This is a genomic window from Phyllobacterium sp. 21LDTY02-6 (genome assembly GCF_023554255.2).
GTDB lineage: Bacteria > Pseudomonadota > Alphaproteobacteria > Rhizobiales > Rhizobiaceae > Phyllobacterium.
In genome coordinates, this window is the sequence record NZ_JAMJWD020000007.1 from 147,630 (window position 1) to 162,893 (window position 15,264).

Here is a 15,264-nt window from a genome sequence, read left to right on the forward strand (position 1 = left end):
GCCGATGGTTGCCGCGACGGACATATCTTCGCTGTCATCGCCTTACATCCGATAGGCGATCGTATCGTTCCAGAAGCGGTCGAGGCGCTGGAGGGCCTTGTTCATCGACTGGAATTCTTCCGCCTTTATGCCGCCGACATGCTCGATGGAGGCGACGTGGCGCTCATAGAGACCGGCCACGAGTTCAGCGATCTCGGTGCCCTTGTCGGTGAGACTGACGCGAACCGAACGGCGATCCGTGCGCGAGCGTTCATGGGAAATAAAGCCGAGCTCGACAAGCTTCTTCAGGTTGTACGAAACATTGGAGCCGAGATAATAGCCGCGGCTGCGCAGTTCGCCTGCCGTCAGTTCGGCATTGCCGATGTTGAAAAGCAGCAATGCCTGGATCGCATTGATGTCGTTGCGGCCATTGCGGTCGAACTCATCTTTGACGACATCAAGCAACCGGCGGTGTAGACGCTCGACCAATTGCAGCGCTTCAAGATATAGTGAGCGAAGAGCTGTGTCGCTTGTTGTAGAACGCGCGTTATCACCAGATTTTCTCTGTGTATTGTTCATGATATCTGCCTCACTGTTGTTTCGGTGTATTTTTCTCACCGTTGAGGCAACAGTATCGAATACGCATAAAATTCGACTTAAAACACAGACTTAACAGTACCTTACCGTTTCGGAATCAATTTCTACCTTAATGAACACTTACCCGCCGCTTCTGCTTCAAGCCACCGGCATGGCCTGGTGGCGCTTCTGCAGGAACAAGGCGAGGCGAAAACCTATATAGAGAAGGGCGACGCAGCCATGGATGATGGCGATCTGCGGCCGATAGAAGAAATAGTTGGAAAACACCGTGAACATCAGCGTCTCGCCGAGGGCCGCCACGAACCAGATGACAGGTCCCCACGACACCATCATCCACAGCCCGGTCGAGGCGACGGGGTAGAGCATGGCCAGCGAGACGGTCGCCACCTTCCAGTGCCAGGGCATCAGGTCGAAGCGCCAGAGCATGCCTTCGTAATAGCCGCTGATCTGCGCCCAGTAGCCGACGCCGGCAACGAGGCAATAGATCGCCACCAGCCGCAGCAGCCAGACGAAGGCGGTCTGGGTCATCGTCGGATCGAAGGGAAGATGCGTAGGCCGTTCGTTCATGTCAGTTGCAGTTCCCGTTCGCCCAGCGGCGCGAAATAGGCGTCCACCATCTCGGGGCTTATATCCTCGAGTCGGGCCGGTTGCCACCGGGGCGTATTGTCCTTGTCCACAAGCAAGGCGCGCACGCCTTCGTAGAAATCATGGTTTTCAAGCATTCGCGACAGGATGCGGTATTCCATGCGCATGCACTGATCCATGTCGAGCTCGCGCCCCTCCTCGATCTGGCGGAAACTGACATGCAGGCTGGTCGGCGAGCGGCTCCTGATCAGTTCGAACAGCTGCTGCGCCTCCTCGCTCCCATTCGCACCGGCGGCGGCCAGCCGGATGAGGCAACCGTTCAGCGTGGGCGAGTCGAACAGGACGCCGATCATGTCGCGCACGGTTTCGGGGGTTTCGTAATCCGGGTTGACGGTCTTGCCCTTCAGCGAGCGGTCGGGATCGCCTGTCCGGATCAGGCTCCGGCGCAGCCTGTCCTTGTCCTCGGCGCGGATGGCATGGGTGGCGATGCCGCTTTGCAGGCAGTCTCCCTGCCGGATGCGGTTTCCGGTCAAGGCGAGATAGGTGCCGAAATGATCGGGCAGATGCGGCAGGAACGCGCTGCCGCCGACATCGGGAAAGAAGCCGATGCCGACTTCCGGCATGGCGAGCACCACATTCTCCGTCACCACGCGGTGCGAGCCATGCACCGAAATACCGACGCCGCCGCCCATGACGATGCCGTCGATCAGCGAGACATAGGGCTTGGAATATTGCCTTATATAGGCGTTGAGACGGTATTCATCGGCGAAGAATTCATAGAGCGGCTTGCCGGCCCTGCCCGCATGATAGACCGCCAGAATGTCGCCGCCCGCGCAGAAGGCCCGCCCCTCGCCCTCGACGATGATGCAGTGGACCTCCGGATCGGTTTCCCAGGCCGTCAAGGCCCGGTACATCGCATTGACCATGGTGCGCGTCAGGGCGTTGAGCGCCTTCGCCCGCGTCAGGCGCATGAGACCGGCCTTTCCCCGCCGCTCGAACACGACCTCGCCCTCGCCTCCAAAATCGACTTCCATCCGCCTCTCCCCTGTTCGCAGCAGGTTAGGAAAATAAGCCACGCCGCGTCAATGGATCACATCTTCGGCAGAATACTTGGTGGCGCGGGCCATCCCTGATAAAAGGCAGGCAAAGAACAAGGCAGACGAAATGAACAAGCATCCTTTCCAGAGCCAGCGCGGCCGGACCGTCGACGAGATCACGCAGGGACGCCGCTTGCGGCGCATGCGCAAGGCCGATTGGTCGCGCCGGCTGGTGCAGGAACATGAATTGACCGTCAATGACCTGATCTGGCCGATCTTCCTGTGCGAGGGCGAAAAACGCCGCGAGGACATCTCCGCCATGCCCGGCGTCCAGCGCCTGTCGGTCGACATGGCCGTGCGCGAGGCGGAACGGGCGGCATCGCTCGGCATTCCTGCCATCGCCACCTTCGCCAATATAGATCCGGACCTGCGGGACGATGCGGGATCGGGAATTCTCGACGCCGACAATCTCATCAACCGCGCGACGCGGGCGATCAAGGATGCCGTGCCGGAGATCGGCATGATCACCGACGTTGCGCTCGATCCGTTCACCAGCCACGGCCATGACGGCATTCTCCGCGACGGCATCATCGTCAATGACGAGACGGTCGAGCAGATCAGCCGCGGCGCGGTGCTGCAGGCGGCGGCCGGCGCGGATATCATCGCCCCATCCGACATGATGGACGGGCGCATCGGCGCCATCCGCGACGCGCTGGACGCCAATGGCTTCCAGGACGTGGCGATCATGGCCTATGCCACCAAGTTCGCCTCCGCCTTCTACGGCCCCTATCGCGAGGCGATCGGCACTTCCGGCCGGCTGAAGGGCGACAAGAAGACCTATTACATCGACCCGGCCAATACGGACGAGTCGCTGCGCGAGGCCGAACAGGATCTGGCGGAAGGCGCGGATTCGCTGATGGTGAAGCCCGGATTGCCCTATCTCGACATCATCCAGCGGCTGAAGGAGACCTTCTCGGTGCCGACCTTCGCCTATCAGGTGTCGGGCGAATATGCGATGATCAAGGCCGCGGGCGCCAATGGCTGGATCGACGAGGATCGGGTGATGATGGAGACGCTACTTGCCTTCAAGCGCGCCGGCTGCGATGGCATCCTGACCTATTTCGCCCCGCTCATTGCGGCAAGGCTGCGCGCAGGCGCTTGAAATCTCAATCCCGATTCCCCAAATTCAGAGCGAAAACTTTCGGTCGTTGAAGGATACGGGGCAAAGAAATGAACGCTAAAACACTCGATGGCGAAATTATCGCCGACCGTTTCGACGATCGACGCCTTTATCAGGGCGTGCTGACGTCGCGCATCTTCGCGTTCATCATCGACTATGCCATCGTGTTCCTCCTGTGCATTCCCGTCGCCATCCTCATCGCCATTCTCGGCGTGGCCACACTCGGTCTCGGCTGGATGCTCTACGGCGTGATGTTCCCGCTGGTCGCGCTGGCCTATGTCGCAACGACGCTCGGCGGGCCGCGCCAGGCCACCAAGGGAATGCAGATCATGGGCTTGCGCCTCGAGCGTCTCAACGGGCAGAAAGTCGACGGCCTGCTCGCCATCGTGCACACCGTCCTGTTCTGGGGCCTCAATGTGGTGCTGACGCCGCTGATCCTGCTGGCGACGCTGTTTCTCGACCGCAAGCGCACGCTGCACGATCTGCTGCTCGGCACCGTCGTCGTTCGCGCCTATCAATAATCCGCAGGCCCGCAAGCCGGGCCTCGTCATTCACTGGTAAGATCATGCCAAACTCCAGATTTTTCGGTGCCGTCGCGGCGCTGATCGTCCTGTGCGCCGGTACGGATGCCGCCTCGGCGGCCTCGCCTGCCGGGCGCTATTGCGGCGAAGTCATATCGAGCGGCGACTATCAGGACGTGCTCACCAGCCTCAACGTCGAGATCGACGGGCGCATAAGCGGCACCTACAAGCTCGACGGGCCGAATGGCCGAACCGACGGCACATTGGCGGAACAGGAGGCCGGCAGCGCCGGCGAACGCACGCTGGTCTGGACCGACAAGTTCGGCACAGGCTTGCTGCGCCTGAGGTTCCTCGGCGATTTCGAAGGCTTCAAGGGCGTCTGGGGCGGCTCGCGCGACGGCCGTTTCGACGCGCCGGCTCACTCCTGGACCGGTACGCGCTGCCCCATCCGCCCCGCACGCTGAGGCATATTGCCGGGCATTGCTCCCGGGATATTGATCGGGGCAAAAGCATTTACCCTGCCTAAATCAACCACGGATACAATATAATTGAATTGACGTTTCTGTTTGTCATACAATTCTATAGGTGTAGCAGACTGTTCCAGGAACTTGGATGACACATCAACCGCAGCAATCACCGCAGTTCTTCCTGACAGCACCCTCGCCCTGTCCTTACCTGGAGGGGCAGCTGGAGCGGAAAGTGTTCACCCACCTCGTCGGTGGGCGCGCCAGCGAACTCAATGACCTGCTGACACAGGGCGGTTTCCGCCGCTCCCAGAACATCGCCTACCGCCCGGCCTGCGAAAATTGCCGCGCCTGCGTCTCCGTGCGCATCCTCGCCAATGAATTCACGCAGGACCGCTCGATGCGCCGCGTCTGGAACCGCAATCGCGACCTGATCGGCAATATCCATCATGCCGAGCCCTCGACCGAGCAATATTCGCTGTTCCGGCAATATCTGGACGCGCGCCACAACAAGGGCGGCATGTCGGAGATGACAGTGCTCGACTATGCCATGATGGTCGAGGATACCCATGTGCCGACGCAGATCATCGAATACAGGCGGCGCGGACCGGACTCCTTCATCACCGGCAAGGGCGAAGGCGAGTTGATCGCGGTCGCCCTCACCGACGTCATGAGCGACGGCCTCTCGATGGTCTATTCGTTCTTCAATCCGGAACATGCCAGCCGTTCGCTCGGCACATTCATGATCCTCGACCATATCCAGCGGGCCCAGTCGGCCGGCATGCCGCATGTCTATCTCGGCTATTGGGTCGAGGGCTCGCGCAAGATGCAGTACAAGATCCGTTACCAGCCGCAGGAACATCTGGGCGTCAAGGGATGGGAGCGGGTGCCGTAGAAGCGTTGCGATCTCTCTGGACAGGGATATCGGCTACCGGTACAGCTCGCCCACCTTCGGCCAACCGGATTCCCGCCAAATGTCGCAATTGCATCTCGATCACCGCAAAGGCCTGCTGATTGCGGGCATTGGCGGGCTCGTCCTCTCCGCGGATATTCCATTGCTGCGCCTCGGCCAGGGCGAGACATGGTCGACGCTCCTCCTGCGCAGTTCCACCACCTTCATCTGCGCGATCATCATCTGGCTGGTCTGGCGAACCATGTTCGGCAGGCGCGGCGCCATCGTGCCCGGCGCGATCGGCTTTGCCGTCGCCTGCCTGTACGGCATGGCGTCGATCGCCTTCATGACCGCTGTCTACAACACGAAGACCGCCAATCTCGTCTTCATTCTTGCCTTCAACACGGTCTTTGCGGCGCTGCTGTCGTGGATATTCCTGAAGGAACGGCCGAAGGCCGTGACCTTCGTCGCCATGTTCCTGATGCTGATCGGTGTCGGCATCATCGTGCGCGAAGGCTTGACGGCCGGACACGTATTCGGCGACCTGATGGGGCTGCTCTCGACCTTCATCCTGGCCTCGGCGATCACGGTGACCCGGGCATCGGGCAAGGATATGGGCTTTGCCGCCATGCTGGGCACCGGGGTGCCGATCATCGTTGCCGCCTTCATGGTGTCGCAGAACGGCTTCACCGTGGCGGCGCCGGGCTGGATCATCTTCAACGGCGCGTTCGTCACCACCATCGCCTTCATCTGCCTTGCCACCGGCCCCCGCTTCCTTTCGGGACCGGAAGTAGCGATGTTCTACCTGCTGGAGACGGTGCTGACGCCGATCTGGGTATGGCTGGTCTTTTCAGAGCGGCCGAGCGACGCGACGCTGATCGGCGGGCTGATCATCATTTCGGCGCTTGTCGGCCATTCGCTCTGGCAGATGTATCATTCGCGGCGGCGCGCCCGCACCACCGCGATCAGGCATCCGATCTAGGCCGGGCCGAAACCCGTCAGGAGAATTTGCCGGAACGCGGGAAGCCTTTCGGCACCATCCGGCCGGCGGTCGCCCTCGGGCCGATCCATTCCAGCAATTCGTCCTTGCTGCGGGTAAAGGTGCGGTCCGCCGCATCCTGCCAGGTCAGCCCCTGCTCCATGGCGAAGACGCGGATATCGGATACGCCGCCATCCTTGTATCTCTGCAGGCGGACGCCCTTGCCGCGTCCAAGCTCCGGAACCTCGGCCAGCGGGAAGACCAGCAGCTTGCGGTTTTCACCGACAATGGCGACGGAATCGCCCGACACCGGCACGCAATGGCGCGCCTCGTCCGGCGCCTTCACATTCATCACCTGCTTGCCCTTGCGCGTATTGGCGATGATCTCGGCTTCCGGCACGATGAAGCCATTGCCCACATGCGAGGACAGGAGCAGCTTGCCCTCCGGCCGGTGCACGAAGGCCGTCACGATGTCCTGGTCGTTCTCCATGTCGACGATGATGCGGATCGGCTCGCCATGGCCGCGCCCGCCCGGCAGGCTGTTGGCGCCGATCGTGTGGAACTTGCCGCCCGTCGTCAGCACGAGGATGCGATCCGTCGTCTCGGCGTGGAATGCCAGCTTGAGCTTGTCGCCTTCCTTGAAGGTCAGCGCGCTGAAATCCGCCAGATGGCCCTTCATCGCCCGCAGCCAGCCCTTTTCGGAAACGACGACCGTCACCGGCTCGCGCTCGATCATCGCATGATGGATGTCGGTGAGATCGTGGTTGGGCGCTTCGGCGAATGTGGTGCGCCGCTTGCCGAGCGGCGTATCCGGCGCATATTTCTTCTGCATCTCCTGGATCTGCCAGGAGATGGTCTGCCATTGGCGGCTGTCGGAGGCGAGCAATTGCTCGATCTCGCGCTTCTCCGCCGTCAGGCCGTCGAATTCCTTGCGGATCTCGAATTCCTCGAGCTTGCGCAGCGAGCGCAGCCGCATGTTGAGGATCGCTTCGGCCTGGACATCCGTCAGCTCGAAACGCTGGATCATCTCCTGCTTGGGATCGTCCTCCTCGCGGATGATGCGGATGACCTCATCGATGTTCAGATAGGCGATCAGCATGCCGCCAAGGATTTCGAGCCGGCGCTCGATTTCCCCGAGGCGATGCCGCGAGCGGCGGATCAGCACGTCCTTGCGGTGTTCCAGCCATTGCTTCAGCACGTCCCGCAACGACAGGACGTTCGGCACCTTGCCGTTGGAGAGCACGTTCATGTTGAGCGGGAAGCGCGTCTCGAGCTCGGTGAGCTTGAACAGCGATTCCATGAGAATGTCGGGATTGACGCTCCTGCTCTTCGGCTCCAGCACCAGCCGCACGTCTTCGGCCGATTCATCGCGGACATCGTCGAGCAGCGGCAGTTTCTTGGCGAGCAGCAGTTCGGCGATCTTCTCGATCAGCCGCGATTTCTGCACCTGGTAGGGGATTTCCGTGACGACGATGTTCCACGTGCCCCGGCCCTGTTCCTCCACATGCCAGCGGGCGCGCAGGCGAAAGCCGCCCCGCCCCGTCCTGTAGGCTTCCTGGATCGCTTCGGGGCTTTCGACGAGAATGCCGCCGGTCGGGAAATCCGGACCGCGCACCAGCGTCTTCAACGGATCCTCGTTTTCCGCGGTCGCCAGCAGCGCTTCCACCTCGGCGTCGGGATGGGCGATGAGGTGAAGGGCGGCGGCGCACAATTCGGAGACGTTGTGCGGCGGAATCGACGTCGCCATGCCGACGGCGATGCCGGAGGAGCCATTGGCGAGAAGATTGGGGAACGCGCCGGGCAGGACGATCGGTTCCTCGTCCTCTTCATTATAGGTCGGGCGAAAATCGACGGCATCCTCGGTGATGCCCTCGAGCAGCAACATGGCGACATCCGTCATGCGCGCTTCGGTGTAGCGCATCGCCGCCGGATTATCGCCGTCGATATTGCCGAAATTGCCCTGGCCATCGACCACCGGATAGCGCACGGCGAAATCCTGCGACAGGCGCACCAGCGCATCATAGATCGACTGGTCGCCATGCGGATGGAACTTGCCCATCACCTCGCCGACGATACGGGCGCATTTCGCATAGGCCTGGTCCGGCGACAGCCGCAGCAGGCGCATCGCATGCATGATGCGGCGATGGACCGGTTTCAGGCCATCGCGGACATCGGGAAGAGCCCGATGCATGATGGTCGACAGCGCATAGGCGAGATAGCGCTCTTCCAGCGCCGCCTTCAGATCTACCGGTTCGATATTGTCGTCGCCATTACCAGGCGGAATCAGGCTTTTTCCCATGATATTGGGTTATCAACTGCGTGAATCTGCGGCAAGCACTGATTCGCCCAGATCACAGCTCATCCACCTTCGCCGGGCCCGATGCGGTCTTGCCTTTCGCAGGCAAATCTGACTTTGTTGCCGCCGGCCACAGTTTTGCCGTGGCGGATGCGATATTGGAGCCCGGCTACGCTATTGGGCTGCGATATCGCCCGGCTACGAGCCCGGCTACGGGATTGTCACTCTAACAGGATTATTGATCATGGCTGCCGTAACTCCAGTAAATAACAGCTTGCGCGTGCTGGCTGCCACCTCCGCGCTCGTCTTGCTCCATGCCGGCTCCGCCTATGCCGTCGATGGCAATGTCGTCGCCGCGCGCCTGAAGTCCGTCTATGCCGAACAGGGCGGCGTGATCGAATACAGCAATGTCGAGACCAATGGCTCGACGGTCATCCTGAAGGACACCAAGATGTCCTCGGTCGGGATGGACGACAAGTTCAATGCCGGCGATATCACGCTTTCCGACGTCACCGATGTTTCGGGCGGCGGGTTCAAGATCGGCGCGCTGGCGATACCCGACATCGAGCACACCACCCCCGGCGAGCATCCGAGCAAGATCGCGATCGAAGGCATCAAGCTTGAGGATATCACGCTGCCGGCCGAAGGCTCGACCGAACCATTCGCCAAGATCCTGCAATATGAGCGGGCCGAGATCGCCCATGTCAGCGTCAACGCGGACGGCAAGGATTTCTTCACCGCCGACCGCATCACGGCGACGATTTCGCCGCTGGTGGAGAAGGAGCCGATCGCCTTCACGACCATTATCGACACGTTCAAGCTGGATCTCACCGACGTGAGCGATCCCAAGGCCAAGGACGCCTTGAAGACGATGGGCTATGAGACGATCTCGGGCAAGGTCGACCTCGGCGGCACCTGGAACATGGCGGATGGCCGGCTGAATATCGAAAAGATGGATTATATCGTCGACAATGGCGGCACGCTGGGCGTGAAGCTCGACATTTCCGGCTATACGCTCGATTTCGTCAAGAGCATCCAGGAGGCGAGCAAGAACGCCGAAGGCAAGCCCGACGATGCGCAGGCGATGGCCATGATGGGCCTGATGCAGCAGTTGAATTTCAACAATGCCTCGATCCGCTTCGACGACAATTCGGTCACCGGCAAGGCGCTGGATTATGTCGCCAAGCAGCAGAATGCCAAGCGGTCCGATCTGGTCAACCAGGCCAAGGCGATACTGCCGATGGCGGCGGCGCAACTCGGCGATGCCGAATTCGCGCAGGCCGTGGGTACCGCCGTCAGCGCCTATCTCGACGATCCGAAGAACATCGAGATCAAGGCCGCTCCGGCGAAGCCTGTCCCCTTCGCCATCCTCGCCGCTGCCGGAATGGCCGATCCGAAATCGCTGATCAAGACCCTCAGCGTCACCGTCGACGCCAACAAGTAGGACAAACCGGCCCGGATACGAAAAATCCCGGCTCAACGGCCGGGCTTTTTCATTGGTGCTTTACCTCGAGAACAGGATGCCGAGAATTGCGACGACGACCGTCCCTATCAATCCATATAGGACCGGGTGATTTTCTATATGCTGCATGAAACTTCTTTGTTCTCGGCGAACATTCCCGGGATTCACCGAGGTCGATGCTGAAGCGTAGTCTTCTACAGCACTTCTATTCGACTTGGGATTTGCCGCACGGTTATGGACTTCCAACAGCTGTGTTGCGAGATGCACACTCATCAATGCTTCCAACTGGGTAACATCAAGCTCATTTCGTTCATGACCAACGTCTGCCGCTTCAAGAGCAAGGTAGTAAGGCTGCTTATCGGCTGCGATTTGTTCGGGTATTGTGACTATGCCTGGGATGCGATATCCGAGTTTAGCGCACAAAATCAGATATGATACAATTCGAGCAGTACGACCATTCCCGTCAACGAATGGATGTATCCAGTTCAATCGCCACAGTGCATATGCCGACAAGTGAATAGGCGAACGTTCATTCCAGTTATTGTAGATATACTCGCAAAAGTCTTCGACTAGTTCGGGTACTCTTCCCGACGCTGCCGGTTGATGCTGACTGCCTCGAATTTTGACGCTACCCGGGCGAAAAACACCGGCATACCTGCTCAATTTTTCAAGCGCCACGCGATTCAGATTGAGGATTGTGGACGGTCGGAGACGATACTTTGGATCGTTGATCCACTTCTGCAATTCGACCATTGCGGCATCGAACTGCCGCAATGTGTTTTCGGCTTCTATCCGGGCAATGTCATGTGCATCGGTTGCCAGTAAAGGTTCATCGGCCTCGCTGGACCTATCGTTCGGCATGAGCGGCCGATTTCAGTCGATTGGCCGCTTCGTCTATAATATCGCGCGTTATGTCATCATTCTCGATTTTTGCCGAGCCGTAGGCAAAGCTGCGGCGCTGCTCTTCCTGCTCATTCTCGGTCATTTTTATCGACCGGGATTTCGCAATCAATTCTTGTAAGTCACGTGTCATGTTACTCTCCTTACGAATCTCATCATAACTCATATTCTCGATGGCGAAGTAACAAATAACGTGACGAGACAGGTCAGGCGTCCTTCTTCACCGGGTTGAGCCGGATGTTCAGATCGCGCAATTGCGCCTGCGACACGTCCGAAGGTGCGTTCATCAGCAGGTCATAGGCCTGCTGGTTCATCGGGAACATGGTGATCTCGCGCAGGTTCTTCGCGCCGACCAGCAGCATCACGATGCGATCGATGCCCGCCGCCATGCCGCCATGGGGCGGAGCGCCATACTGGAAGGCGCGGTAAAGCCCGCCGAAGCGCTCTTCCACCGTCTCGCGGGAATGGCCGACCGATTCGAAGGCCTTGACCATCGTCTCGGGCAGGTGGTTGCGGATGCCGCCGGAGGCGATCTCGAAGCCGTTGCAGACCATGTCGTACTGGAAGGCCTTGATGGTCAGCGGGTCCTGGTTCTCGAGTGCATCCATGCCGCCCTGCGGCATCGAGAACGGATTGTGGGCGAAATCGATCTTCTTCTCGTCCTCCAGCCATTCGAAGAACGGGAAGTCGACGATCCAGCACAGCTTGAACTGATCGCGATCGACGAGGTTCAGCTCCTCGCCCGCCCGCGTACGGGCAGCACCGGCGAAGGATACGAATTTCTTCGGATCGCCCGCGACGAAGAAGGCCGCATCGCCATCGTCGAGCCCGAGCTGCGTGCGCAGCGCCTCTGTCCGCTCCGGACCGATATTCTTGGCCAGCGGGCCGGCGCCTTCCAGCGCGTCGCCTTCCTTGCGCCAGAATATATAGCCGAGGCCGGGCTGGCCCTCGCTCTGCGCCCATGAATTCATGCGGTCGCAGAATGCGCGCGATCCGCCCGTCCTGGCCGGGATCGCCCAGACTTCGACCTTGGGGTCGTTGGCGATCATGTTGGCGAATACCTTGAAGCCCGAACCGGCGAAATGCTCGGTCACGGCCTGCATCTCGATGGGATTGCGCAGGTCCGGCTTGTCGGAACCATATTTGCGCATCGCCTCGTCATAGGGAATGCGCGGGAATTCCTGCGTCACGCGCTTGCCGTCGGCAAACTCCTCGAAAACGCCGCGCAGCACCGGCTCCATGGTCGAGAGCACGTCTTCCTGCTCGACGAAGCTCATTTCGATGTCGAGCTGGTAGAATTCGCCCGGCAGGCGGTCGGCGCGCGGGTCCTCGTCGCGGAAACACGGCGCGATCTGGAAATAGCGGTCGAAGCCCGACATCATGATCAGCTGCTTGTACTGCTGCGGCGCCTGCGGCAGCGCATAGAACTTGCCGGGATGAATGCGGCTCGGGACGAGGAAGTCGCGTGCGCCTTCCGGCGACGATGCCGTGAGGATCGGCGTCGAAAACTCGGTGAAGCCGATCTCGGACATGCGGCGGCGCATGGCGGCGATGATCTTCGTCCGCGACATGATGTTCCGGTGCAGCGTATCGCGGCGCAGGTCGAGGAAACGATATTTGAGACGGATATCCTCGGGATAATCGAGTTCGCCGAATACCGGCAGCGGCAATTCCTTCGCCGCCGACAATATTTCGATGTCCCTGGCGAATATCTCGATCTCGCCGGTCGGCATGTTGGGGTTGACCGTATCGTCGGTGCGCGCCTTGACCTCGCCATCGACGCGGATCACCCATTCGCCGCGAACCGTCTCGGCCAGCTTGAAAGCGGGCGAATCGGGATTGGCGACGATCTGCGTCAGGCCGTAATGGTCGCGCAGGTCGATGAAGAGAATGCCGCCATGGTCGCGGACACGGTGAACCCAACCGGAAAGCCGGACGGAGGAGCCAACGTCCGATTTACGCAGGGCTGCGCAGGTATGGCTGCGATAACGGTGCATGATAAGGCCTCTGAATGGTGGGCGAATGGACACTGGAAGGCCAGGCCGCGCCTCAAGAATTTCGGCGGACAAGCGCATTTTGAAGTTGATTTGTCAAGATCAGGAATAGCGACGGAGACAAACGCTTTTGCATTCGCTATAGAAAATTCATGACGATGATTACAACGACAGCCCAGCTCGAGCAGGCGATTGCCTCCCTCTCAAAATCTGATTTCGTGACGGTCGATACGGAATTCATCCGCGAGACGACGTTCTGGCCGGAACTCTGCGTGATCCAGCTCGCTTCGCCGGACGCTACCGCAATCGTCGACGCGCTGGCGCCGGGCATTGATCTTTCTGCGTTTTTCCGGCTCATGGCGGATGAAACCATCGTGAAAGTGTTCCATGCCGCGCGGCAGGACATCGAAATCATCTTCCATCTCGGCAATCTCATTCCCCATCCGGTCTTCGACACGCAGGTCGCGGCCATGGTCTGCGGTTTCGGCGATGCGATCGCCTATGACCAGCTGGTGCAGCGGATCGTCGGGGCGCAGATCGACAAATCGTCCCGCTTCACCGATTGGCGCCGCCGCCCGCTCTCCGAAAAGCAGCTCGACTATGCGCTGGCGGACGTCACCCACCTGCGCGACGTCTACCTGCACCTGCGCCAGCGGCTCCAGGAGGAAGGCCGCACCGATTGGGTGCTGGACGAGATGAAGGTGCTGACCGCGCGCGAGACCTATGACATGCATCCGGACGACGCCTGGAAGCGGCTGAAGATGCGCCTGCGCAAGCCGGTGGAGCTTGCCGTGATGCGCAGCGTCGCCGCCTGGCGCGAACGTGAGGCGCGCGAGCGCAATGTGCCGCGCGGGCGCATCATCAAGGACGACGCGATCTACGAGATCGCCCAGCAGCAGCCGCGCGACGCGGAAGCCATGTCACGGCTGCGCACGATCCCCAAGGGCTGGGAACGCTCGACCATGGCGACCGGCCTCTTGAACGCGGTCAACCTCGCACTCGACCTGCCGAAGGACCAGATGCCGCGCCTGCCGAAATCGGCGCAGACTCCCGAAGGTGCGGGCGCCGCCGCCGAGCTGCTGAAGGTGCTCCTGCGCCTGGTGACCGAAGAACATGGCGTCGCCGCCAAGGTCGTCGCCACGACCGACGAGATCGAGCGGATCGCCGCCGAGGGCGACGTGGAGGGTATCCCCGCGCTGCAGGGCTGGCGCCGCGAAGTCTTTGGCGAAAAGGCGCTCCAGCTCATCAATGGCCAATTGTGCCTGCTGTTCGAGAACAAGAAGATAAAGGCGCTCCAGCTGCCGGCGAGCCAATAGCGCATCCATCGTTGCGCCCCCGCGCCGGCCCGGCCGGGTGAAATCGATGCTTCGGCCCCGGTCGAAGCATCCATGGGCGCGCGGATGCTTATTGGCATCACCGCCCCGCGCAACAGATCGAAAGCCAGCCATGCCCAATCCGTCTTCCGCCGCCCCGATCGTTCCCGCCAGGGAATTGCTGCTGCTGGCGCTGCTCGCCACGCTGTGGGGCGCTTCCTATACGTTCATCCGCATCGGCGTCGAAACCATCCCGCCCATCACCTTCATCGCCGCGCGCACGATCATCGCCGGCGTCCTGCTGATGGCCATCCTGAAGCTGCGCGGCCTTTCCATGCCGTCCGATCCGGCGGTCTGGAAGCGCTTCCTCATCCAGGCCTGCATCAACAGCGTCATTCCCTTCACGCTGATCGCCTGGGCGGAGCAGACGGTGAGCGCCGGCCTCGCGACCATCCTCAATTCCACCACGCCGATCTTCACGTTCCTGCTCACGGCGCTGATCACGCGCCATGAGGCGGTGACCGGGCGCAAGCTCTTCGGCGTCGCCGCAGGCATTGTCGGCATCAGCCTCATCGTCGGGCTCGAAGTGTTCCAGGGCTTCGGCAGTCAGCTCGCGGCGCAACTCGCCATCGTCGCGGCCACCATCTCCTATGCGGCCGCGGCGATCTTCGGGCGCGGCTTCAAGGGGCTGGACCCGATGATGCCGGCGGCGGGTTCCATGCTGTGCGGCGCGGTCGTGCTGGTGCCGCTCAGCCTCGTCGTCGAACAGCCATGGACCATCGCGCCTTCGACCTCGTCGCTGCTTGCGCTGCTCGGCCTTTCGGTGTTTTCCACCGCCCTCGCCTTCGTCATCTATTTCCGCCTGATCCACACGCTGGGTTCGGTCTCGACCACATCGCAGGCCTATCTGCGCGTACCGATCGGCGTCGGCATAGGCATAGTGTTTCTCGGCGAGACGCTCGCCTCCACCGCCTGGATGGGGCTGATCTTCGTGATGGCGGGCGTTGCGGCGATGACGCTTCCAGCCCGGCGCAAACCGGCCCCCGAAGCCACGTCAGCCTGACC

General features: G+C 61.0%; 15 protein-coding genes. 8 read left to right on the forward strand and 7 right to left on the reverse strand.

The window, feature by feature from the left end:
• Positions 1-42 precede the first annotated feature (42 nt).
• The 3 genes from ldtR to M8997_RS21065 form a co-directional block, all read right to left on the reverse strand.
• The gene (gene ldtR / locus M8997_RS21055; protein ID WP_250018230.1) at positions 43-558 is read right to left on the reverse strand and encodes a transcriptional regulator LdtR; all 516 of its coding nucleotides are present in this window, start codon (positions 556-558) and stop codon (positions 43-45) included.
• A gap of 156 nt (positions 559-714) precedes the next feature.
• Complete coding sequence (locus M8997_RS21060) at positions 715-1,143, reverse strand: DUF6163 family protein (RefSeq protein WP_250018231.1); 429 nt, start codon at positions 1,141-1,143, stop codon at positions 715-717.
• Positions 1,140-2,195 (reverse strand): enoyl-CoA hydratase/isomerase family protein, encoded by a 1,056-nt coding sequence (locus tag M8997_RS21065; protein WP_250018232.1) that lies wholly within the window; start codon positions 2,193-2,195, stop codon positions 1,140-1,142. The genes M8997_RS21060 and M8997_RS21065 overlap by 4 nt, the downstream gene beginning before the upstream one ends.
• Positions 2,196-2,325: 130 nt before the next feature.
• On the opposite strand from M8997_RS21065, the gene hemB reads away from it, so the two are divergent.
• From hemB to M8997_RS21090, 5 genes are all read left to right on the forward strand, one after another.
• Positions 2,326-3,360: a porphobilinogen synthase gene (gene hemB, locus M8997_RS21070; protein ID WP_250018233.1), complete on the forward strand. Its 1,035-nt coding sequence runs from the start codon at positions 2,326-2,328 to the stop codon at positions 3,358-3,360.
• A 68-nt stretch (positions 3,361-3,428) separates the two neighbouring features.
• Positions 3,429-3,899, forward strand: a complete 471-nt coding sequence (locus M8997_RS21075) for an RDD family protein (protein WP_250018234.1) — start codon at positions 3,429-3,431, stop codon at positions 3,897-3,899.
• Between the two features lie 44 nt (positions 3,900-3,943).
• On the forward strand, positions 3,944-4,363 hold the full coding sequence (locus tag M8997_RS21080) for a hypothetical protein (protein WP_250018235.1): 420 nt from the start codon (positions 3,944-3,946) through the stop codon (positions 4,361-4,363).
• Positions 4,364-4,511: 148 nt separating this feature from the next.
• A complete protein-coding gene (locus tag M8997_RS21085) occupies positions 4,512-5,258 on the forward strand; it encodes an arginyltransferase (RefSeq protein ID WP_250018236.1) in 747 nt (248 codons plus the stop codon).
• A gap of 79 nt (positions 5,259-5,337) precedes the next feature.
• Positions 5,338-6,237 (forward strand): DMT family transporter, encoded by a 900-nt coding sequence (locus tag M8997_RS21090; protein WP_250018237.1) that lies wholly within the window; start codon positions 5,338-5,340, stop codon positions 6,235-6,237.
• A gap of 16 nt (positions 6,238-6,253) precedes the next feature.
• Here the strand turns inward: M8997_RS21090 and parC are convergent, their stop codons facing one another.
• Positions 6,254-8,533 carry a DNA topoisomerase IV subunit A gene (parC, locus tag M8997_RS21095; RefSeq protein WP_250018238.1) on the reverse strand — a complete coding sequence of 760 codons (2,280 nt, stop codon included), beginning with the start codon at positions 8,531-8,533 and terminating at the stop codon, positions 6,254-6,256.
• 241 nt (positions 8,534-8,774) lie between these two features.
• Between parC and M8997_RS21100 the strand changes: the two genes are divergently transcribed.
• Positions 8,775-9,974, forward strand: a complete 1,200-nt coding sequence (locus M8997_RS21100; protein ID WP_250018239.1) for a hypothetical protein — start codon at positions 8,775-8,777, stop codon at positions 9,972-9,974.
• Between the two features lie 60 nt (positions 9,975-10,034).
• Here M8997_RS21100 and M8997_RS21105 read toward each other — a convergent pair whose 3' ends face one another.
• The 3 genes from M8997_RS21105 to aspS form a co-directional block, all read right to left on the reverse strand.
• A complete protein-coding gene (locus M8997_RS21105; protein WP_250018240.1) occupies positions 10,035-10,853 on the reverse strand; it encodes a Fic family protein in 819 nt (272 codons plus the stop codon).
• Complete coding sequence (locus tag M8997_RS21110; protein WP_250018241.1) at positions 10,840-11,025, reverse strand: hypothetical protein; 186 nt, start codon at positions 11,023-11,025, stop codon at positions 10,840-10,842. The genes M8997_RS21105 and M8997_RS21110 overlap by 14 nt, the downstream gene beginning before the upstream one ends.
• 73 nt (positions 11,026-11,098) lie before the next feature.
• The gene (gene aspS, locus M8997_RS21115; RefSeq protein ID WP_250018242.1) at positions 11,099-12,889 is read right to left on the reverse strand and encodes an aspartate--tRNA ligase; all 1,791 of its coding nucleotides are present in this window, start codon (positions 12,887-12,889) and stop codon (positions 11,099-11,101) included.
• 149 nt (positions 12,890-13,038) lie between these two features.
• Here aspS and rnd point away from each other — a divergent pair, with 149 nt between their 5' ends.
• The gene (gene rnd, locus M8997_RS21120) at positions 13,039-14,202 is read left to right on the forward strand and encodes a ribonuclease D (protein WP_250018243.1); all 1,164 of its coding nucleotides are present in this window, start codon (positions 13,039-13,041) and stop codon (positions 14,200-14,202) included.
• A gap of 130 nt (positions 14,203-14,332) precedes the next feature.
• Positions 14,333-15,262, forward strand: a complete 930-nt coding sequence (locus M8997_RS21125; protein ID WP_250018244.1) for a DMT family transporter — start codon at positions 14,333-14,335, stop codon at positions 15,260-15,262.
• The last annotated feature ends 2 nt before the right edge of the window (positions 15,263-15,264 follow it).